The organism is Bradyrhizobium sp. 27S5, from assembly GCF_037217225.1.
Classification (GTDB): domain Bacteria; phylum Pseudomonadota; class Alphaproteobacteria; order Rhizobiales; family Xanthobacteraceae; genus Bradyrhizobium; species Bradyrhizobium septentrionale.
The window spans coordinates 3,189,309-3,209,878 of record NZ_CP147714.1 but is presented as its reverse complement, the minus strand read 5'-3'; the positions used below and the strand labels follow the sequence as shown (position 1 = coordinate 3,209,878).

Annotated in this window: 18 protein-coding genes; 3 read left to right on the top strand and 15 right to left on the bottom strand. The window is 64.0% G+C overall.

All coding sequences use genetic code 11. The features are described 5' to 3' along the window. Positions 1 to 84: 84 nt before the first annotated feature. From WDM24_RS14880 to WDM24_RS14835, 10 genes are all read right to left on the bottom strand, one after another. Positions 85 to 1,335 (bottom strand): transporter substrate-binding domain-containing protein, encoded by a 1,251-nt coding sequence (locus WDM24_RS14880; protein ID WP_175619249.1) that lies wholly within the window; start codon positions 1,333 to 1,335, stop codon positions 85 to 87. A gap of 127 nt (positions 1,336 to 1,462) precedes the next feature. Next, a complete protein-coding gene (locus WDM24_RS14875; RefSeq protein WP_029080628.1) occupies positions 1,463 to 2,104 on the bottom strand; it encodes an ANTAR domain-containing response regulator in 642 nt (213 codons plus the stop codon). Beyond that, on the bottom strand, positions 2,101 to 3,255 hold the full coding sequence (locus tag WDM24_RS14870; RefSeq protein WP_210297516.1) for a transporter substrate-binding domain-containing protein: 1,155 nt from the start codon (positions 3,253 to 3,255) through the stop codon (positions 2,101 to 2,103). The genes WDM24_RS14875 and WDM24_RS14870 overlap by 4 nt, the downstream gene beginning before the upstream one ends. Before the next feature lie 257 nt (positions 3,256 to 3,512). Beyond that, on the bottom strand, positions 3,513 to 3,977 hold the full coding sequence (locus WDM24_RS14865; RefSeq protein ID WP_166294095.1) for a Zn-ribbon domain-containing OB-fold protein: 465 nt from the start codon (positions 3,975 to 3,977) through the stop codon (positions 3,513 to 3,515). Beyond that, entirely contained in the window at positions 3,974 to 5,170 is a 1,197-nt protein-coding gene (locus WDM24_RS14860; RefSeq protein WP_338699014.1) for a thiolase C-terminal domain-containing protein, read from the bottom strand. The genes WDM24_RS14865 and WDM24_RS14860 overlap by 4 nt, the downstream gene beginning before the upstream one ends. After that, a complete protein-coding gene (locus tag WDM24_RS14855) occupies positions 5,167 to 6,462 on the bottom strand; it encodes a CoA transferase (protein WP_338831716.1) in 1,296 nt (431 codons plus the stop codon). Before WDM24_RS14855 ends, WDM24_RS14860 begins: the two co-directional genes overlap by 4 nt. A gap of 50 nt (positions 6,463 to 6,512) precedes the next feature. Continuing rightward, a complete protein-coding gene (locus tag WDM24_RS14850) occupies positions 6,513 to 7,736 on the bottom strand; it encodes an ABC transporter substrate-binding protein (protein WP_338699010.1) in 1,224 nt (407 codons plus the stop codon). 27 nt (positions 7,737 to 7,763) lie between these two features. Continuing rightward, entirely contained in the window at positions 7,764 to 8,726 is a 963-nt protein-coding gene (locus WDM24_RS14845) for a PDR/VanB family oxidoreductase (protein ID WP_338699008.1), read from the bottom strand. 12 nt (positions 8,727 to 8,738) lie between these two features. Then, a complete protein-coding gene (locus WDM24_RS14840) occupies positions 8,739 to 10,058 on the bottom strand; it encodes a Rieske 2Fe-2S domain-containing protein (RefSeq protein ID WP_338831715.1) in 1,320 nt (439 codons plus the stop codon). 13 nt (positions 10,059 to 10,071) lie between these two features. Beyond that, positions 10,072 to 10,398: a hypothetical protein gene (locus WDM24_RS14835; RefSeq protein ID WP_338699004.1), complete on the bottom strand. Its 327-nt coding sequence runs from the start codon at positions 10,396 to 10,398 to the stop codon at positions 10,072 to 10,074. Positions 10,399 to 10,595: 197 nt separating this feature from the next. Between WDM24_RS14835 and WDM24_RS14830 the strand changes: the two genes are divergently transcribed. After that, a complete protein-coding gene (locus WDM24_RS14830) occupies positions 10,596 to 11,090 on the top strand; it encodes a MarR family transcriptional regulator (protein WP_338699002.1) in 495 nt (164 codons plus the stop codon). Between the two features lie 120 nt (positions 11,091 to 11,210). Here WDM24_RS14830 and WDM24_RS14825 read toward each other — a convergent pair whose 3' ends face one another. Genes WDM24_RS14825 through WDM24_RS14810 form a run of 4 tightly spaced genes read right to left on the bottom strand, consistent with a single transcriptional unit; the run spans position 11,211 to position 16,384 of the window. Further along, complete coding sequence (locus tag WDM24_RS14825; RefSeq protein WP_338699000.1) at positions 11,211 to 12,404, bottom strand: CoA transferase; 1,194 nt, start codon at positions 12,402 to 12,404, stop codon at positions 11,211 to 11,213. Between the two features lie 10 nt (positions 12,405 to 12,414). Beyond that, on the bottom strand, positions 12,415 to 14,643 hold the full coding sequence (locus tag WDM24_RS14820) for an acyl-CoA dehydrogenase family protein (protein WP_338698998.1): 2,229 nt from the start codon (positions 14,641 to 14,643) through the stop codon (positions 12,415 to 12,417). 8 nt (positions 14,644 to 14,651) lie between these two features. Then, complete coding sequence (locus WDM24_RS14815; protein ID WP_338698996.1) at positions 14,652 to 15,461, bottom strand: enoyl-CoA hydratase/isomerase family protein; 810 nt, start codon at positions 15,459 to 15,461, stop codon at positions 14,652 to 14,654. 56 nt (positions 15,462 to 15,517) lie between these two features. Then, positions 15,518 to 16,384 (bottom strand): FadR/GntR family transcriptional regulator, encoded by an 867-nt coding sequence (locus tag WDM24_RS14810; RefSeq protein WP_338698994.1) that lies wholly within the window; start codon positions 16,382 to 16,384, stop codon positions 15,518 to 15,520. A gap of 80 nt (positions 16,385 to 16,464) precedes the next feature. Here WDM24_RS14810 and WDM24_RS14805 point away from each other — a divergent pair, with 80 nt between their 5' ends. Both WDM24_RS14805 and WDM24_RS14800 read left to right on the top strand, forming a co-directional pair. Beyond that, positions 16,465 to 17,604: an acyl-CoA dehydrogenase family protein gene (locus tag WDM24_RS14805; RefSeq protein ID WP_338698992.1), complete on the top strand. Its 1,140-nt coding sequence runs from the start codon at positions 16,465 to 16,467 to the stop codon at positions 17,602 to 17,604. Positions 17,605 to 17,651: 47 nt separating this feature from the next. Further along, positions 17,652 to 18,854: an ABC transporter substrate-binding protein gene (locus WDM24_RS14800; RefSeq protein ID WP_414645754.1), complete on the top strand. Its 1,203-nt coding sequence runs from the start codon at positions 17,652 to 17,654 to the stop codon at positions 18,852 to 18,854. A 39-nt stretch (positions 18,855 to 18,893) separates the two neighbouring features. Here the strand turns inward: WDM24_RS14800 and hutU are convergent, their stop codons facing one another. Beyond that, positions 18,894 to 20,564 carry a urocanate hydratase gene (hutU, locus tag WDM24_RS14795; protein WP_338698990.1) on the bottom strand — a complete coding sequence of 557 codons (1,671 nt, stop codon included), beginning with the start codon at positions 20,562 to 20,564 and terminating at the stop codon, positions 18,894 to 18,896. Positions 20,565 to 20,570 lie beyond the last annotated feature (6 nt).

Genomic DNA, 20,570 nt, shown 5'->3' with positions numbered 1-20,570 from the left:
GCACGCATGCATGCGAGAGGCACATTTGCTGCGGGACGCCGGCCGCCGGCGCCGCACGCCAACGGCCTTGGTCAGCCCCGGTCGTCAGCTCTTCTCGACCAGGCCCTTCTCGGTGCAGGACTGCCCGGGATAGGCCGCGTAAGGTACGGGCTTCAGCCATTCCTTGGATTCGACGAGAATCTCGAACTGGCCGTTCGACTTCGCTTGGGCGATCTTCGGCCATAGCCAGGTGTGCAGGTTCTCCGACTCGATCTGGACCTTGCCCTGCGGCGCAATCATTCCCTCGCCCTTGACTGCGTCGCGAATGTTCGGCGGCGTCAGGTCGCTGGTCGCAAGCTTCTCGACCGCCTGCTTGAACAAATAGGTCTGGAAGTAGCAGGCCTCCGACACGAAATGCGTCACCTTGTCGGCGCCCCAGCGCTTCTTGTAGGCCGCGACGAACTTCTCGTTCTCCGGCGATTTGTGCACCATGAAGTACGGCGCCGAAGTGAAGTGGCCGGCGGCGGCCTCGCCGCCCATCGCCGCGACCTCATTCTCGGACGTGGTGAGGCTCGCCATCGGCATCTTCTCGGGATCGAGGCCGGCAGCTCGATACTGGCGATGCAGCGCGACCACGGAATCGCCGACCACGGTGGAGAAGATCACATTCGGCTGGGTCGAGCGGATCTTGTTGATGACGGAAGAGAATTCGGAATGGCCGAGCGGCACATATTCTTCCGCGACGACCTCGCCACCGAGTTTCTCGAGCAGCTTCTTGCAGTAGTTGTTCTCTTCCTTCGGATAGATGTAGTTGGAGCCGATCAGGTAGAACTTCTTGCCGAACTTCTTGACCAGCCAGGGCACGAACTCGTCCTGCTGCTGGTTCGGCACGGCGCCGGTGTAGATCACGTTCTTCGAGCACTCGCGGCCTTCATAGAGCGTCGGATACCAATAGAGATTGTTCTGCCGCTCGAACACCGGGAGCACCGCCTTGCGGCTCGCCGAGGTGTAGGAGCCGAACACGCTGACGCATTTGTCGCCGACGACAAGCTTGCGGGCCTTCTCCGAGAAGGTCGCGGGATCGGACGCAGGATCCTCGACGATCGGCACGATCTTGCTGCCCTTGATGCCGCCCGCGGCGTTGATTTCCTCGATGGCGAGCAGCGTCGCCTTGTTGAGCGATTCCTCGATGATCGCGGTCGTTCCCGTCAGCGAGAACAGCACGCCGACCTTGATTTCGCCGCCCGCGGCGTAAGCGAGGTCGGCGTTCTTGATCCAGATGTGCGGCAGTCCGGCGCCGGCAAACGCGCCAAGCGCCGCGGTATTCCTCAGCAAAGTCCGCCGTGAAATGCTCATCCCTAGCTCCCTTCAGGACTGAAAAAACAAAAAGCCCTCCCGATGCGCGCTTACGCGAGCATTGGGAGGGCTTTGTTGCCGGTTGTGTCGAAGGCGGCGCTGTCGCCGCCGGCCCCGCTATTGGGGCTTACTGTTGATGATCGTAGCCAAGCAGTTCGAACGAGTCAACAATCGCCGCGGCTACGGCGCTTGCCGACACGCGACGATCCATCGCCTGTCGTCTTATGAAGCCATAGGCTTCGGTTTCCGGCATCTGCCGCGTCGCCATCAGAATGGCCTTGGCGCGTTCCACCGTGCGCATCGAACGCAGATTGTCGTCAAGCTTCTCGATCTTGCTGCGGAGCCGCCGCTCATAACCAAATTGGCTGCGCGCCAGCACAAGGCTCGACAACACCGCATTCTGCGTGAACGGCCGCGGCAGAATGGCGTTCGGCGTCGCATGACACAGCGCGTCGGCATGAACGGTCTCCGTCGCCGGCAGGATCACGACCAGCGCCGATCGCGCATCGCCCGGAATCCATGGCAGACGCCGCGCCAGATCAGGTGAATATTCGCAGTAAACCACGTCGGCATCGGCGGGCACGCTCTCCGGCATCGGCCAGACCTGACGCACCCGCATCCGGAACCGCTGCAACTCGCGCAGCAACATGCCGACCTGATCGTCGACCGGCGCGACCACCACCGCCGACAGATCGGCAAGTTCCTGAACCATGGTCTTGCGCCCGCCGACGTCTCGGCTCAGCGTCGGCTTACGCGACATTTCGTTCATTGGACGCTTCCTGTTTGCGTTGCACGACCGTATCCGATCAGGAACGGATCGGCATGCACCGGCTCCTTCGACTGGCTGACGATATCGAACTGCCCAGTGCGATTGGCACGCCCGATCCGGGTCCACAGATCAGTATGCCCCGACATCGGGTTGACTGTCACCGCCCCTTGCGGCGCATCAAAGCTGGTGCCGAACACCATGGAGCGCAGCACTTCCGTGTCGAGCGAATTGACCTGTTCGAGCGCCTTCGCGAACAGATGCAGCTGGAAATAGGACGATTCGGCGCACATGTTGGTCGAGACGTCGGCGCCGAACCGCTTCTTGAAGCGCTGCACAAATGCGTTGTTGGCACTGCCCTCGACGCCTTGGAAATAAGATGCCGCCGTGACGTGCCCCGCGCCGACGTCGAAGCCCATGGCCGCAATTTCGGCTTCCGTCGTGGTCAGGCTGGCGATCGGCACCCGCTTCGGATCGAGCCCGACATTGGCGTAGGCTTGATAGAGAAACACGGTGCCTTCGCCGACGACAGTCGAGAAGATCACGTCGGGCCTGACGCGCTTGATGTCCTGGATGATCGGCACAAAGTCCTGCCAGCGCGCATAGACATTGACATAGCGCTCGCCGACCACCGATCCGCCATTGGCCTTGAGCAATTCGCGCATCACGCGGTTGGATTCGCGCGGATAGATGTAATCCGAGCCCACGAAGTAGAACCGCGTTCCGAACGTATCCATCAGATAGCGGCACAGCGCGAGGCTGTTCTGGTTCGGCGAGGCGCCGGTGTAGATGACGTTCGGCGATGCCTCGAAGCCTTCGTAAAGCGTCGGATACCAGAGCAGGCCGTTGAGCCGTTCGACCACCGGCAGAACAGCCTTGCGGCTCGACGAGGTGTAGCAGCCGAAGATCGTGCTGACCTGGTCCTCGACCATCAGCCGCTTGGCGTAATGGCCATAAGCGGCGGAATCCGAGCCCGGATCGTAGGCAACGGGAACCAGCTCACGGCCGCAGACCCCGCCCGCCTCATTCACTTCCTCGATCGCGAGTTGCGTGCCCTGATACTGGGTCTCCTCGATCACCGACATGAAACCGGTTCGCGAGAACAGCACTCCTATCCGCCACGGGGCGGACGTCGTTTGGGTAAGGTTCGACATGATCAGGCCCTCAACAGAGTTGGAGGGACGAGAGGGATTATTGTTCTTGTTGCTCTCGAACAGCTTTGCCGGCGGCGCAAGATTGCATGACATCTGCCGCGAGACAAGGACCCCGGCCGCTCATCCTGTCAGCGGAGCTGACGCGAAACCGGGCAAGTGGATGTCTTAATGCCTGATCATAGGTGCAACGGTTCGCGAACCATCTATCTCCGGTAGACCTGCGATCGATTTCCCGTATCGAGGGCAGTCGCGAACGGTCACTTCGAGGAAACCTGCTGCTGGCGCCATTGCAGCAAGGCGTACGGTGGATTCGACTCCGGATGATGTTCGAAGACTCCCTCCACGTCAGCGCCGATCGTGACCTTCTGCGCGGGATCGCCGAGCAGATTGCCGACCATGCGGATTCCCCCGGCGTGAGGCAGATCGACAAGCACCGCAATATAAGGTCCATGCCCTTTCAGCGCCGCGTGTGAGGGATGCCACACGCGCTCCCAGCTGAAGATCCGGCCGCGCGGGGCGACCTCCGTCCATTCCGGATCGAAAGTGTGGCAGCGGTGGCAGAGCCATTCGGGTCCGAATTGCCAACTGTTGCAATGGCTGCAGCGCTGCACCAGCAGCCTGCCCTGTCGCAATCCTTCCCAATAAGGCGCTGACAGACCATCAGGCTCTGCGACCGGGATTGGCAGGCCCGCCGGAAGATAGCCTGCGCTCGGATTGGTCATAAGGTGGCCTCCGAACCCAAAATGAGGTTGCTCGCGGGTGACACCATCGGACCTCCAATGACCATTGCGACATCGCTGCGGCGGGCCTGGCTTGTCGATGTGCCGCGCACCTGACGAACGGCCTCCAGCACGAGCTCAAAGCCGTGCATGTAGCATTCGGCGAGATTGCCGCCGCTGGTGTTGAGCGGCAGCCGCCCGGACGGCGCGATCAGGTTGTCGAATGTCAGAAAGTCGTTGGCGTCCTCCGGCTTGAAGAAGCCATGCTCCGCCAGCGCCATCACGACGCCGCCGGTGAAATTCTCATACGCCTGGACCACACCGACGTCGGACGGCCCTACCCCGGCCATCCGGTAAAGATCAGGCGCCACTGTGTCGAAACTCGCAGTGGCATAGAGCGGCGCGTTGTGCGCCGTCGCGGCCGCACGATGTCCGGAGCCAAAGGCCGCACCGAGCAGATAGGCCGGCTTGCGCCTGAAGTCGCCGGCGCGATCGGCCGGCACCAGCACCAGGGCCGCCGCGCCGTCATTCTCCATGCAACAGTCGTAGAGATGGAACGGCTCCACGATCCAGCGCGAAGCATCGTATTTCCCGGGATCGAGCGGCCTGCCGTGCATCACGGCACGCGGGTTGGCCTGGGCATGATGATAGGAAGCGAGCGCAATCGCGCGCAAGGCGTCCTGCCGGACGCCTTGCTCGTGCATGTAGCGCTGCACGCGCATCGCAAAGCGCTGCGGCGGCGCCAGCACGCCGTAAGGCATCAAATAGGACCGTTCGCCCGACACGGTGTGGATCCCGGCCGCCTGCCCGAAGCGGCCATATTGGCCCTGCGCCAACGATCGGAAGACCACGACGCAATCGGCCAGACCCGCGACAATCGCGGCCGCCGCATTGGCAACGGCCGCGCAGCAGCCGCCACCTCCTCCGCCCCATTGCATGGTCGCTGTGCGCAATCGATGTGTGCCGAGCGCCGCCGCCAGCCGCGACGCCTCGCTGCGATCGTCGCTGTAGGAGGAAAAGCCATCGATGTCGCGGGGATCGAGCCCGGCGTCCTCGCACGCCGCCAGAATGGCTTTCAGCGCGAGCTTGAATTCCGGGTCGGGAGACGCGCCATGGCGATAATATTCGGTTTCGCCGATCCCGATCACGGCGACACGGCCCCGCAGCGTCCGCTCGTCTCGCGCTCGCGCCGTCACGCCTTGACGTCCTCTTTGGCATCCTTCCGTGACGGCTGGCTGCCGAAAGCGCCGCCCGCGGCAAGACGCGCGATCTGTGCCTCGTCATAGCCGAGCAGCTCGCGCAGCACGCCTTCGGTATGCTGGCCGATCGCCGGCGCCGCGACCGGATCGACGATCGGCGTCCGCGAGTAGCGGATCGGCAGGTTCACATTCGGCACCCAGCCGACCGTCTCGTGCGGAATCCGGGTGACGATGGCGCGCTCCCTCGCCTCGGGTGAGCGGATCGCTTCGCCGACAGTGCGCAGCTGGCCGCAGGGCACACCGGCCGCCCGCATCCGTCTCTGCCAGTGTGACCAGGGCTGCTTGCCAAATGCGTCACCGAGGATCGCGAACAATTCCTCACGCCGGCGGATCCGGTCCGGGCCTGTCGCATAAATCTCGGCCGCGGCGAGGTCTTCGCGCCCGAGCACCTGCGACATCAAGCGCTGGAAGATCTTGTCATTGCCGCAATTGATGTAGAACGAGCAATCGCTGGCCAGGAACACGCCCGACGGGCAGGTGTCGGGACTGGTGTTGCCGCTTCGCTCCGGATCGGCATCGTTGAAGAGCGACTGCATGGTCGCGTATCCCGTCATCAGCACGGCATTCTCGAACAACGATACCTCGATGGCCTGTCCCTGCCCACTGCGCTCCCGTGCGAACAGAGCCCCGAGGATTGCATTGCTCGCCATCATCGCGGTGCTGATATCCATCACCGGCGACAATGCCCGCACGCCCTCGCGATCGGCATAGCCGTTCATCGACACGAAGCCGCTTTCGACCTGCGCGATCGGGTCGAAACCGAGCCGATCCGAAAATGCCCCATCGCGTCCATAGGCTGATACCGCACAATAAATGATCTCGGGTTTGATCTTGCGGCAGCTCTCGTAGTCGAGCCCCAGCCGCGCCATGACGCCGGCGGAGAAATTCTCGACGACGACGTCGGCCGTGGCGATCAGCTCACGCGCAACCTTCAGGCCCTCGGGGGATTTGAGATCGAGCGCAACGCTGCGCTTGTTGCGGTTGGTCCAGAGAAACGGCGCGCCGTGCTTGAGATCGGGATGCACAGGAGGATAGCGACGCAAATCGTCGCCGCGGCCGGGCGCCTCGACCTTGATCACCTCGGCGCCCATGTCGGCCAGGATCATGGTGGCAAACGGTCCCGCGATGAAATGGGAAAAATCGACCACCCGAATCCCCTGAAGCGCCCTTGGCGCATTGGAGGCGCGAGGCGTGTGCTCCGGGAATTCGGCTTCAAGCTGATCCAACATCAGGACATCCGTCGGTTTGAGAAGTGTTGATCCACGTTTGCCGCAAACGTTCAATTGCTCTTCGATGACTCGACGGGCGAGCAGCCGCCCTGATCGAGCGGCCGAAACGCCTCCGGCCCGGACAGCACGCCGACCTGCTCCAGCAGATCCCACTTGCTCTTCGAGGCAGTCGGGCTCTTCACCTTGAAGATGTACATGTTGTGAATGGCGCGGCCATCCGCGCGAACGACAACTGGCCCGAACAAGACGTCATCGATCTGCGTCTCCTTCAGCTTGCGGATCACGACCTGGGCATCGTTGCTGCCTGCCACCAGCGCCGCGTTGAGATAGGCCAGCACCGAAGAGTACACGCCGGCGTGGAACGCGGTCGGTGACTGCCCATGTTGCCGCTCGCTGAACCTGGCCGACCAGGCGCGGCTGGCCTCGTTGAGGTTCCAGTAGAACGGCTGGGTGATGATCAGCCCCTCGCCGACCGCAAGCCCGCTGGATTCGACATCGTTGGTGGTGGTCAGCAGCGCCGCGAAGGTCCGCCCGCTCTGCTTCAGCCCGAATTCTGCGGATTGCTTGATCAGGCTGACCGTGTCGCCGCCTGCCGTTGCGAACGCGATCACGTCCGCGCCCGAGCCCTCGGCCTGCAGAATGAACGAGGCATAGTCCGCATTGTTGATGGGCACATTGACCGACCCGAGCACGGAGCCGCCGCCGGCACCTATCACCGCCGTCCCGTCGCGCACCATCGACTTGCCGAGCGCATTGTCGGTCGCGATGAAGTACCACCTCTTGCCGCCGTGACGGACGAGGTAGGCGCCGATCGTGTGCGAGGCTGCCCAGGTGTCGAACGTCCACTGGATCGTGTTGGGCGAGCAATGTTTCCCGGTCAGGTCCGACGACGCCGCGCTCGATGCAATCAGCGCCGCCCTAGTTCCGCGCACGACCTCGTTGACGGCGAGCCCAACGGCCGAGTTCGGCACGTCGGCGACCGCATCGACCTTCTCCTGATCGATCCAGCGGCGCGCGATTGCAGCGCCGACGTCGGCCTTGTTCTGGTGGTCGGCCGAGACGATCTCGACCTTGAAATCGGGATGAAGCCGCATGAAATCCTCGGCGGCCATCCTGGCTGCCGTCACCGACCCTTCGCCGGCATTGTCCGAGTAGGGACCGGATGCGTCATTGAGCACGCCGATCTTGATGGTGCGCGCAGCGTCCGCCGATGCGGGAGAACTGGCCCAAACGGCCAGCAGCGATATTCTGACTATACGCGAAAGATATTTCACTGTTACCACCCTTAATATGTTGTTGTCTTAGAGATCGAGCACCAGCGTCCGCGATTTGGCGCCCGAGCAGCAGATCATGACGCTCTGGTTCGCCGCCTGCTCGTCCTGGCTCAGGAACTGATCGCGATGATCGGGAATGCCCTCGAGCACGCGCGTCTCGCAGGTGCCGCAGACCCCCTCAGCGCAGGCGTAGTTCACCGCAACTCCGGCATCGAGCAGCGCATCGAGGATCGTCTTGCCGGCATCGACCGCAATCGTGCGGTTGCTCCGCGCGAGCCTGACGTCGAAGCCACCCTCGGTGGCCGGTGCTTCGCGCGCCTTGAAATACTCGACATGGACGTGATCGGCCGGACGATCGGCGGTCGTCGCCTCGAATGCTTCGAGCATCGGCACCGGGCCGCAGCAGTAGAGATGCGCGTGAGCCGGTGCGTTCCTGACGATAGCCGGGATATCGAAGACACGTCCCGATCGCTCGTCGTCGAAATCGACATGCATGTTCAAATGGACATCCGGTCGGAATGCAGCAAACTCGTCGAGAAAGGCGGCGGCGGCGCGGCTCCTCGCGGCATAGAACAGCTCCCAGCGGCGTCCCAACGTCTCGAGCTGGCGGATCATCGACAGCAGCGGCGTGATACCGATGCCCCCCGCGATCAGGATCGAGTGCTCGGCCTCTTCGTGGAGCGCGAAGTTGTTTCGTGGTCGAGATATCGTGAGGATATCTCCCGCCTTGATGCAGTCGTGGACAAAGCTGGAGCCACCCCGGCTCTCGCCATCCCGATTGACCGCTATCACATAGCGATGCCGTTCGCGCTGGTCGTTGACCAGCGAGTAACTGCGGATCATGCCGTTCGGCAATTGCAGATCGATGTGGCTGCCGGCGGTAAACGGCGCCAGCTCGCCGCCGGCGCGGGCGATCAGCTCGTAGGAATTGATCCGCTCGGCCTCATAGCCGATGCGCTTGACCAGCACGTCCTGCGTCACGTCAGCCATGGCGGGATGCGCTCACAGCTCGTACCCGAAATCGGCACCGAGCTTCGCCCGCATGAACGGCGCGCCGACATTGACCCAGGATTCCTCCGGCGGCAGCCGCAACGACACCGCCCGCACCATGAACACGTCGGGGTCCGAGACGCCCTTGGGCTTGATCGCGTGATCGCGATAGGCACCAAGCGCTTCGAGAATGAAGCGCCGCGTCATCGCTATGCCGGTGTCGCTCGAGCAGAGCGTCTCCTTGGAGCGATCGAAGATCGGCGAGACGCCGCTCTGGCAGGCGCCGTCCTGCACCCACAGACCCGGCAGGCCCGAGAACCAGGTGGTCCGCTGCGCCTCATAGTCGAAATGAAAACCGTTCTGCGGATTGTATTTGGTCCAGTAGCCCGCGTATGGGACCGTCACCGGGTGCTGCACCAGGGCGTGGCGGCTGGCGTGGCCGCTTTCGCGGCCCTTGTGTCCTTCGGCAAAGACCTGCCGCGTCTTCTCCAGCAGCGGCTCCGACGGATGATAGGAGAACATGATGCAGAGCGTGTTCTCGTCATCGATCGGCACCCAGGCGTGCCCGCTCAGATCCGGGAAGGGCGACAGCGGCGGCACCAGCGTATAGAACGGCAGCAGGAACTGGTTGACGCGCCAATACAGCGTATTGGCATCGTAGTTGCGCCGCGCCGCGATGCTCATGCCAAAGTCCTGCTTGATGCATTCGAAGGTCGGCCGCAGGTCGCGCTTCTGGATCCAGGCGCTGGTCGTGCCCTGGGCATCCAGCCGTCCATGCAGCAGCGGTGCATGCGCCGAGTCGATCTCGCCTTCGACCGCCTGCAGCCAGTTGCACTCCTGGACGCGAACCGAGATGTGCACCTGCTCAGCCGGCACCAGATTCCATTCGAGATTCGGCAGCGGCGGAAGCTCGGTCTGGTCGGGACCCATATAGGTCCAGATCATCCCGTTGCGTTCCTTGCAGGGATAGGCCTTGATCCGTACGCGCTCCTTGAGGCGACTGCGCACCGGCTCCGCCGGCATGTCCGTCACCGCGCCGGTGACGTCGAACTTCCAGCCGTGATAGACGCAGCGCAGCCCGCAATCCTCGTTTCGTCCAAAGATCAGCGGCGCACCGCGATGCGGGCACGCCTGGTCGACCAGCCCGACGCGTCCTTCGGTGTCGCGGAAGGCGACCAGATCCTCACCGAGCAGCCGGATGCGCTTCGGCTGCCCGTCCTTGGCGAGGTCCGCCGACGGCAGGAAGGGAATCCAGTAAAGGCGGAAGAGATCGCCGAGCGGCGTGCCCATGCCGACCCTCACCAGACGTTCATTGTCTTCGCGCGAGAGCATGCGTGTGCCTCCATCAATTGCGGGTGGTCGGACTTGCCGCTCCGCCGAGAAGCGCGGCGACGCGGTCAGACTGTCCGAGATCCTGAGCGGTCCAAAGCGGATCGGATGCGGTGAGCGGTTTTCGTGGAACGGGAGGCTGCTTGCCCTCCTCGACCAGGGTGACGATCAGCTCGATGCGGCGCCGTTCCAGTTCCCTCAATGCGTCCTCGACGACGACCGCTTCGGCCGTGCATCCCGGGAGCTCCGGATAGGCGAGACGAACCCGCCACTGCCCCGGCTCGGTTTCGACCGCCTCAGCCTCCAGCAGATAGGGAATAGAGAGCAGCTCACGCAGGTCCAAAACCGACCTCCCCAGACGATGTCTCCGCATCGCATTTGATACGTATACGTACTACATTGCCGGATGGCTGACAAGGGCCGAGAGCCATTGCATCGCCTGCGAACAGACTCGGGCGGCGGTTCACCGCAGGGTTGAGGACGTCAGGCCAAGCTGCTAACGGCTAACGCGAATTCGCAAAATCAGGGTCCAACGACGGCATGGCAGCCGACAAGGCAATGAAGACGAGCTCGGCCGCAGACATTGCGCGCAACTGGCAACTGGAAGGCGGCGTCGGATTTCTGCTGCGGCTGCTGGAGGCCCGCTACGACGGGCTTTACCAAAGCATGACGCGCCAGAGCGACATCACGCCGCGGCAGTTCGGCGTCCTGATGGCGCTTTACCAATTGGGCCCGCTTACCCCCTCCGTGCTGGCGGACCGGATCAGCTGCGACCGCAACACGCTCAGCGAAATGCTGAAACGGATGGTCGCGCGCCGGCTGGTGGCAAAGAAGGACAATCCGGACGACCGCCGTTCACTCCAGGTGCAGATCACCGCCAAGGGCGAGGAAGCGCTTCTCGCCGTCATTCCGGCCGCCGCCGAGCTGCAAGACATCATGCTGGCTCCCTTGCGTAAGGAAGACCGCGCCCATTTCCTGAAATGCCTGCTGGCGATCGCGAAGGCTCCGCCGCCGGACGCGCCGTCGGATGCTTGAGATCGTCGGCGCCCGGGCCGCCTAAAGCGCGATGAGATTCGGCTGAACCGTCATCGCGCTTTAGCCCGTTGTTTGAGCATGATCTTTTCGGAAAACCGCTTCGCACTTTTCCGGATCATGCTAGACCGGCGCCGTTCCAAACGTGCCGGCGGCAGCGAGTGCCGCGATTGCGTCGGGCGATAATCCAAGAAGCCGCGACAGCACATCGTCCCGCTGCGCACCGATACCGGGAACCTGACGCCCGATCGGCGTATCAGCCCCCGACATCTGCCACGGCGCATTGACGCCGACGAATTCGCCGGCGCCGTCCCCAACCGTCCCGAACACACCGCGCTGGCGCAAATGAGGATCGCTCAGCGCCGCGCCAGGTGCGCGATATTCGGCGCAGGGAACGCCGGCGCGGTCCAGCGCCGCGATGCTTTCGGCGACGGTGTGGCGCTCGGTCCATTGCTCGATCACCTGCATCATGGCGGTCCAGTTGGCGCCGCGCGCCGGAATAGTCGCAAAGCGCGGGTCGTTCGCCAGCTCATCCTGCCCTGTCACCTCGCACAGCGCCGCAAAGTTGCGCGGCGTGACCGGGGCGATCAGGATATCGCCATCGCGCGTGCGCACGGGGCCATAGGTCGGCCGCGGCGAGTGGATCGGGAATTGCGCCTCCTGAAGCTCGTAGACCAAGAGGTTCAGCATGCAATCCATCAACGCCACGTCGACGCGCTGACCTTTGCCGGTGCGCGCACGCTGGACCATCGCGGTCTGGATCGCGGAATAGCCGAAAATGCCGCCGAGGATATCGGCGACAAAGATCGCCCCGGCAGCCGGTCGCTCCCGGTCACCGGCGTAGCGCATCAGCGAGGTATCAAATCCGCTTTCGGCATGCACGATCATGGCGTAGGCCGCACGCTCGGCAGCGGGGCCTGTCTGGCCATATCCCGAGATCGAGCAATAGATCAGCCGCGGGTTGATCTCGCAAAGCGCCTCGTAGCCAAGACCGAGGCGGTCCATGACCCCCGGACGGAAATTCTCGACGACGATGTCCATCTCCGCGACCATGCGATGCACGAGCTTGATCGCATCGGCGTTCTTCAAGTCCAGTGCCAGGCTGCGCTTGCCGGCATTGAGCTGGCCGAAATAGGTGCTGTGGCCTTCGCGCAGCGGCGTCCGCAACCGCATGTCGTCGCCTTCCGGCGGCTCGATCTTGATGACTTCGGCGCCGACGTCGGCCAGCAGCCGCGCGCAATAGGGCCCCGCCACCATGATGGAAAAATCCAGCACCCGCACACCGGCAAGCGGCGCCCTGTCGCCATCCTTCTGCATCCGACTTCTCCTACCTCGGCAGTCCGAGCGCGCGCTGCGCGATCAGGCTGCGCTGAATTTCGTTGGTCCCGATGCTGATCACCCACATCAGCGAATGCCGCAGGTTTTGCTCGAAGCGGCCATTGTCGATCGCACCCGGCATCTGCTCGGACAGCGCGGCGCGCATGCCGAGAATGTCGAGCGCGGCCTCGCCGAAGCGTTCCATCAGCTCACCGGAGAACACCTTGCTAATCGCGCCATATTCCGGTGGCGTCACGCCGTCGGCGGCGAGCTCGGCGCAATGCATCATCAAGAGACGACCGATCTCGATTTCGGACGCCAAAGTCGCGATCCTGTCGCGGACGATCGGGTCATCAGCCAGGGACCGATCGCCGATGACATGCGCACGCAGCTGCTCGAAGGCATGCGCGACCTTCAGCACAATGCCGCCACCGACCAGCCCCCGCTCGAAGGCCAGCGCGCCGGTCAGCACCTTCCAGCCGCCATTGACCTCGCCAACCAGGTTCTCGGCGGGAATGCGAACATCGTCGTAGAAGATGTTGGCGAACGTGCCGTCATACATCGTAACCGACGGACGGATCGTGATGCCCGGCGCATCCATCGGAACGATGAACATGCTGATCCCGGCGTGCGGCGGTTTGGCGTCCTTGTCGGTGCGCGCGGCGAGGAACATGTATTTTCCCCACCAGGTGGTGGTCCAGATCTTCTGGCCGTTGATCACCCACTGGCCGCCGTCCCTGACAGCGCTGGTACGCAGCGCGGCAAGATCGGAACCAGCCTGCGGCTCGCTGTAACCCATGCCGTGCATGGCTTCGCCGCGCAGGATTTCCGGAAGGTATTGTTGCTGCTGCTCCGGCGTGCCGAACATCATCAGCGCGTTGGCCTGGATCGCCGCGCCGATCCGCGGTGCCTCGCCTCGCTCCATCGTCTCCATGAAGGCGATCTGCTCCAGCGGAGAGCGCGCTTGGCCGCCGAATTCTTGCGGCCATCCGAGGCCGATCCACCCGGTCTCACCGATGTCGCGGGTGAAGCTTGCATCGAACTCGCGCTTGGCGAATGGCCTCTGGTCGAACGCGTCCTTCCGGCTTCCGGACCAGTTCTGCTCGAGCCAAAGCCGGACTTGCTCGCGCAACGCATTGCCGGCCGGCCTGAGGTCGTATTGCGGCAGCCCCGCGCCGCCCGCGTCCAGCAGCCGCGCCGCCAGTCGGCGTTTCGCATCCGTCGCGCCGCCAAGCGCGATCGTATCGAGGTGCACCCGCTTGAAATGGGCCGGCGCCTCGTGCTCCTCGGCATAGCCGATCGCACCGAAAATATGCTGGGTCTCCAGCGAAACCCGCCGCAGCGCATCGGCCGAGAATGCCGATGCGCAGTCGGCGAAGTAACGCCAGTCGTCGTCGCGATTGTCATGCAACCGGCCGGTATGCTCCAGGATCAACCTGACGCCCTCGAGCGCGATCAGGCAGTTTGCAAGCTTGTGCTGAATGGCCTGGAATTTTCCGATCGGCTGCCCGAACTGATGCCTCTCCTTGGCATAGTCCACCGCCAGGTCGAACGCGCGCCGGGCGGCACCACAGGCGCGCGCGATCAACGCCGTCTTGCCCTTGCGGCGGAGATCGCCGACATCGACCGATCCCACGGGAATCAGCGTGGCCGGCACCGCGTTCAGCCTGATCTCGTAGAGCGCTGACGCGCCCATCGCGCGGGTCGCGACGTATTCGACACCGGGACCGCCGAGGTCGATCAGCGCAAGGTGATACTGATCGAGCGCGACCAGGAGATGCGTCGCGCTTGCCACAGTCTCGACGAAGCGGAGCACGCCCGTTGCCTTGAGGCCCGCAACCTGGATCGAGCCCGCGCCGGGATCGGGATCCAGCGCGGCGAATGAGAAGGCAACAATCGCCTTGCCGGAATGCAGCCGCTTCAGCAAATCAGCGGCAGCAGCGATCTGCGACCCGGAGACCGCAAGATTGGCCAACGCCACGGACCACATCGGCGCCGGACATCCGGCGCGGCCGAGCTCCGCCATGACAACGAGAATTTCGGCGAGCCCGCCTTCGCCACCCTCCGTACCGAGCGTGGCTACCCCCTGCCCGACGAGCCTGCGCCAGATCGCCGCGACTTCCTCCGGTGAGACAGAGGCAGCCTGGCCACGTGTGCGCCAATGCTCATCGAGGAAGCCACGCAAGGAGTCACGCAGCATCCCTGTGACGTCGTCTCCCGACAGTTCGGTCGCGACCATCGCCCGGCCTATGCCTGGCCGTACCTGGGCTTGCGCTTCTCCTTGAACGACATGGTCGCTTCCTTGTGGTCCGCGGTCTCGAATGTCACCTGCTCGAGCGCCATCGAGGCCTCCAGCAGCATATTGACGCGCTCCTTGACGATCTGGTTGATCGACAGCTTGGTCCAGCGGATGGCCCAGGTCGGGCCGTTCGCAAGCTCGACCGCGATCTCGCGAGCCTTGGCCAACACCTCGGCGCGCGGCGCGACGTGATTGACGAGCCCGATCCGCTCCGCCTCCTTGCCCTTCAGCAGCGTGCCGCGGATCAAAAATTCCTTGGCCTTGTTGATGCCGATCAGCAGCGGCCAGATCACGGTGCCGCCGTCGCCCGCGACCAGGCCGACGCGGGACACGTGGGTGTCGCCGATCCGGGCGTCCTCGGCCATTACGGTGATGTCGCAGAGCAGCGCGTGGGTCGCCGCGAGTCCGATGGCGTCGCCGTTGATCGCGGCGATGATCGGCTTGTCGAGCTCGAGCTGACGGGTGACGCCGCGCCGGCTGATCATGGGATCGTGCACCTCGCCTTCTTCCAGCACGTCGCCGCCCGGACGCTCCGACATCGCCTTCACGTCGCCGCCGACGCTGAAGAAGTCGCCGGCGCCGGTCAGCACCACGGCATTGACGGCATGGTCGTCGGCGAGATCATCCCAGATCGTCCGCAATTCGCGGATCAGCTTCTGATTGATGGCATTGCGCGCCTGCGGACGGTTCAAGGTCACGGTCGCGACCTTGTGCGAAACCTCGACCGTCAGACATTCATATTTGGCGTAATTGGACACGTTTGCCTCCCTTGTATTGCTGTTTGAGCGTTGATTTGTTCTGCCGGCCCGGCGCGCTACCGGCGCATCCCCGGCTGCACGTCAGCCAATGCGACGTGAAGCGACATGGCCCCGGGATCCTGCTCCAGCATGCGCTGCACGGATTCCAGGTGCGACCGCAGCAGCCGGCTTGCCAGCGCCACGTCGCGCTCGCTCAGCGCCGCCAGGAATTGCCGCCGCTTCTCTGCCAGCCGCGCCATCGCAACCCCGCTCGAGGCAACCTTGGCATAGACGAAGCGCATGTGGATCTCGGTAACGGAATCCACGATCATCGCGATCACCTTGTTGCCGGTCGACGCCGCGAGCAGCTTGTAGAACTCGCGCGAGCACTCGACCCGATCGAGCAGCCGGCCCTCCTTCGTAGCGAGCTCCGTCCGCTCAATATTGGCTTCGAGCGCATCGAGGTCGGCGCGCCGCGCATTGGCGCAGGCCAGCTGCACCACGAGGTCGAGCACATGGACCCGCGCCTCCGATAATTCCCGCACCGAGATCGTACCGAGGCTCAGCATGTCCCGCATGACCTCGTTCATGCGGCGGGTATCGCCCTGCTGGATAAAGGCGCCGCCCTTGACGCCCTTCTGCAGCCGCAGCACGCCGGCCATCTCGAGGCTGCGCAGCGCTTCGCGCAGCACATTCCGGCTGACGCCGAGCTGTTGCGCCAACTCACGCTCGGCCGGCAGCTTGTCGCCGGGCTTCAGCACGCCGAGTGCCAGCTGCTCGCGGATGCGCTCGCAGATTTCCTCGAACGTCCGCCTTGTGTGGATCGGCTTGAAGGTCGGCGCGGCCGCGGAACCGGCCGCACGAAGATCTGTGGCCCGCTCCCGCCGGTTCGGCGAGGCGGCACGAGGGCGCTGCGGAGCGCGAGGGCTTGACTTGGTGCTCATGCGGTGAATTATTAAATGGATCACCCATTCAATGGAAGCCCCTTTTTGGCTTCCGGCAAAGAAAACAGACGGGGAGCCGCATGAGTTTTTCCGAGGAGCAGGTCGCATTCCGCGACAACGTGCGCAGGATGGTCGCCAGGCATGTGGCGCCGATCGCCGCCGAGATCGACGAGACCGACCGCTTCCCGCTCGAGCTGGTCAAGCTGTTCGGCGAGATGGGACTGATGCAGCTCTGGGTGCCGGAGCGCTACGGCGGCCCGAACGGCAATTTGACCATGGCCTGCATCGCGCGGGAGGAGATCTCGAAGGTCTCCCCTGCCTGCGCATCGATCGCGGCACTCAACACCATGTTCATCATGCCGCTGCTGCATTTCGGCTCGGAGGAGCAGCGCCGGAAATATCTGCCCATCATCGCCGAGGGCGGCGTCGTCACGGCGATTGCAATCTCCGAGCCGCAGGCCGGCTCCGATGTCGCCGCACTCAGCACCCGCGCCCGGAAGGACGGCGACAGCTATGTCCTGAACGGCCGCAAGCAATGGTGCAGCTACGGCGTCGTCGCCGACTATATCGTGGTGATGGCGCGGACCAGTGACGGCGCCGGCGCTGATGGCATCAGTGCCTTCATCGTCGAACCGAAAAAGATGCCGGGCATCTCGTTCGGACGGCACGAGCGCAAGATGGGCTTTCGCGGCGCCCCCAACACGCCGATCTTCTTCGACAATGTCCGGGTTCCCGCCGAGAATCTCGTCGGCGAGGAAGGCAAGGGTTTTCGCGCGTCGATGCGCGCGCTCGACCTCAACCGACCAACCATCGGCGCCCAGTCGGTCGGCCTTGCGCAGGGCGCGCTCGATGCCTGCATCGCCTACGCCAAGGAGCGCAAGCAGTTCAAGAAGCCAATCTCCGAATTCCAGGGCGTGCAGTTCATGCTCGCCGACATGGCGATGCAGATCGAGGCTGCCCGCGCGCTGGTCTATGAATGCGCCCGCGCCGGCGATGCCGGCGACTGGAAGCGCCTCAATGTGCTCGCCAGCATGGCCAAATGCGTCGGCAGCGACATGGCCATGAAGGTGACGACCGACGCCGTCCAAATCTTCGGCGGCTACGGCTACACGATGGACTACCCGGTCGAGCGCATGATGCGCGACGCCAAGCTCACCCAGATTTTTGAAGGCACCAACCAGATCCAGCGCGTGGTGATCGCCCGCGAGTTGCTGCGCTAGCGATTTCAACAAGAAACGAATTACAGGGAGGAACGACCTTGAACCCCATCATCAACCGGGCGCTGGCGGCCGTGGCGCTGTGCGCCCTGCTGGCGGCGCCTGCCGACGCGCAGAAGGCCTATGGTCCCGGCGCCAGCGACACCGAGATCAAGCTTGGTCAGTCGACGCCGCTGAGCGGCCCCGCCTCTGCTTTCGGCGCAGGCGCCGGGCGCGCGGTGGTCGGCTATTTCGAAATGCTGAACGCACAAGGCGGCATCAATGGCCGCAAGATCAACTTCACGCAGCTCGACAACGCCTACAGCGCGCCGAAGGCGGTCGAGCAATCACGCAAGCTGATCGAGGACGTCGGCATACTGGCCGAGGTCGGCACGATCGGCACGGCGCCCAACGTCGCGATCCAGAAATATCTGAACGCCAAGCAGGTGCCGCAGCTCTTCATCACCGCCGGCGGACGCCGCTTCAACGATCCCAAGGCGTTCCCCTGGACCATCCCGCTTTATCCGGACTTCGAAACCGAAGGCCGCGTCGTCGCCAAGTATATCCTGGCCGCAAAGCCGGACGCCAGGATCGGCGTGCTTTACCAGAATGACGACTATGGCAAGGATTACCTCAAGGGCCTCCGCGCCGGCCTCGGCTCCAAGGCGGAGTTGATCGTCGCCCAGGCCTCCTACGAACTCGCTGACCCGACGATCGACTCGCAGATCGTCCAGCTCAAGGCCGCCGGCGTCGACACCCTGATCGAGCAGTCGTCGTCGAAAGCCGCCGCGCAATCGATCCGCAAGGTCTATGAGCTCGGCTGGAAACCCCTGCACGTGATCGGCGGCTCGACGGCATCGGTCGACACCATCCTGAAGCCGGCAGGCCTCGAAGCGTCGAAGGGGCTGGTCACCACGCAGTTCCTCAAGCAACCCGGCGATCCGGCCTGGGCCAAGGACGACGAGGTCAACGCCTACAAGGATTTCTTGAAGAAATACGCCCCCTCGGCCAATCCGGACGATTATTCCGTGCTGGTCGCCTACATGAACGTGCATGCCGTGGAGTTGGCATTGCGCAAGTGCGGCGATCAATTGACCCGCGAGAACCTGATCAAGGAGGCGACGTCGCTGAACGGGGAACGACTGCCGATGATGCTGCCGGGCATCTCGATCAGCACCCGGCCCGGCGACTACACGCCGTTCCGAACGCTGCGGATTGCGACATTCGACGGCGAAAGCTGGTCGCTGACCGGCGAGCCGCTCTCGGCGGATTGAAACGCTTGGCGAGAAACCCCGCTTCTCGCCAACGTCACCTCAGGCGCCCAAGCTCGGCAGATCAAGCCCATTGGCACGGGCGCATTCGACTGCGGTCTCATAACCGGCGTCGGCGTGACGCATGACGCCCGTGGCCGGATCGTTCCACAGTACGCGTTCGAGCCGGCGCGCCGCCTCCGGCGTGCCGTCGGCAACGATCACCATGCCGGCGTGCTGCGAATAGCCGATGCCGACGCCGCCGCCATGATGCAGCGACACCCAGGTGGCGCCGCTCGCACAGTTGAGCAGCGCATTGAGCAGCGGCCAATCGGACACTGCGTCGGAGCCATCGCGCATCGCCTCGGTCTCGCGGTTTGGGCTCGCCACCGATCCGCTGTCGAGATGATCGCGGCCGATCACGATCGGCGCCTTGAGCTCGCCGCGCGCCACCATCTCGTTGAAGGCAAGGCCGAGACGATGGCGGTCGCCGAGACCGACCCAGCAAATCCGCGCCGGTAGCCCCTGAAACTTGATGCGCGCCTTTGCCATGTCGAGCCAGTTGTGCAGATGGCTGTCGTTGGGCATCAGCTCCTTGACCTTGGCATCGGTCTTGAAGATGTCCTCGGGATCGCCCGATAGCGCCGCCCAGCGGAACGGTCCCACGCCACGGCAAAACAGCGGACGGATATAGGCGGGAACGAAGCCCGGAAAATCGAACGCCGCCTTCAGGCCCATGTCCTTCGCCATCTGGCGGATGTTGTTGCCGTAGTCGAGCGTCGGGATTCCCTGCGCGTGGAAATCCAGCATGGCCTGGACGTGATCGACCATCGAGGCCTTGGCTGCGCTTTCCACCGCCTTCGGGTCAGCCGCGCGCCTGGCTTCCCACTCGGCGAGCGTCCACCCCTTCGGCAAGTAGCCGTTGATCGGATCATGCGCGCTGGTCTGGTCGGTCACGATGTCCGGACGCACGCCGCGGCGCACCAGTTCCGGAAAGATCTCGGCCGCATTGCCGAGCAGGCCGACCGAAACCGGCCTTTGGCTCTTGGCCGCCTCGGCGATGATCGCCAGCGCTTCATCGAGCGTCGTCGCCTGGCGGTCGAGGTAACCCGTGCGCAGCCGCATCTCAATGCGGCTCGGCTGGCATTCCACCGCCAGCATCGAGGCGCCCGCCATCGTCGCGGCCAGCGGCTGCGCGCCGCCCATGCCGCCGAGGCCCGCCGTGAGGATCCATTTGCCGGCGAGACTGCCGCCATAATGCCGGCGCCCCACCTCGACGAACGTCTCATAGGTCCCCTGCACGATGCCCTGGCTGCCGATATAGATCCACGAGCCCGCCGTCATCTGGCCGAACATCATCAGGCCTTGCCGGTCGAGCTCGTTGAAATGATCGAGCGTTGCCCAATGCGGCACCAGGTTCGAGTTCGCGATCAGGACGCGCGGCGCATCCGCATGGGTGCGGAAAATCCCGACCGGCTTACCGGATTGCACAAGGAGCGTCTGGTCGCCTTCGAGCTTGCGCAACGAGGCGGCAATCCGATCAAAACTCTCCCAGTCGCGCGCCGCACGCCCGATGCCGCCATAGACCACAAGCTCGCTCGGACGCTCGGCGACATCTGGATCCAGATTGTTCATCAGCATGCGCAGCGGTGCTTCCGTCAGCCAGCTCTTGGCGCTGATGTCGGTGCCACGGGGAGCACGGATGATGCGTTCGTTGTCCAATCGGCGGTTCATGACGGA

Bases quoted from the DNA above. Each gene is read 5' to 3' on its own strand.
- WDM24_RS14880 (WP_175619249.1), bottom strand. From the start codon at position 1,335: ATGAGCATTTCACGGCGGACTTTGCTGAGGAATACCGCGGCGCTTGGC.
- WDM24_RS14875 (WP_029080628.1), bottom strand. From the start codon at position 2,104: ATGAACGAAATGTCGCGTAAGCCGACGCTGAGCCGAGACGTCGGCGGG.
- WDM24_RS14870 (WP_210297516.1), bottom strand. From the start codon at position 3,255: ATGTCGAACCTTACCCAAACGACGTCCGCCCCGTGGCGGATAGGAGTG.
- WDM24_RS14865 (WP_166294095.1), bottom strand. From the start codon at position 3,977: ATGACCAATCCGAGCGCAGGCTATCTTCCGGCGGGCCTGCCAATCCCG.
- WDM24_RS14855 (WP_338831716.1), bottom strand. From the start codon at position 6,462: ATGTTGGATCAGCTTGAAGCCGAATTCCCGGAGCACACGCCTCGCGCC.
- WDM24_RS14845 (WP_338699008.1), bottom strand. From the start codon at position 8,726: ATGGCTGACGTGACGCAGGACGTGCTGGTCAAGCGCATCGGCTATGAG.
- WDM24_RS14840 (WP_338831715.1), bottom strand. From the start codon at position 10,058: ATGCTCTCGCGCGAAGACAATGAACGTCTGGTGAGGGTCGGCATGGGC.
- WDM24_RS14830 (WP_338699002.1), top strand. From the start codon at position 10,596: ATGGCAGCCGACAAGGCAATGAAGACGAGCTCGGCCGCAGACATTGCG.
- WDM24_RS14825 (WP_338699000.1), bottom strand. From the start codon at position 12,404: ATGCAGAAGGATGGCGACAGGGCGCCGCTTGCCGGTGTGCGGGTGCTG.
- WDM24_RS14820 (WP_338698998.1), bottom strand. From the start codon at position 14,643: ATGGTCGCGACCGAACTGTCGGGAGACGACGTCACAGGGATGCTGCGT.
- WDM24_RS14810 (WP_338698994.1), bottom strand. From the start codon at position 16,384: ATGAGCACCAAGTCAAGCCCTCGCGCTCCGCAGCGCCCTCGTGCCGCC.
- WDM24_RS14805 (WP_338698992.1), top strand. From the start codon at position 16,465: ATGAGTTTTTCCGAGGAGCAGGTCGCATTCCGCGACAACGTGCGCAGG.
- hutU (WP_338698990.1), bottom strand. From the start codon at position 20,564: ATGAACCGCCGATTGGACAACGAACGCATCATCCGTGCTCCCCGTGGC.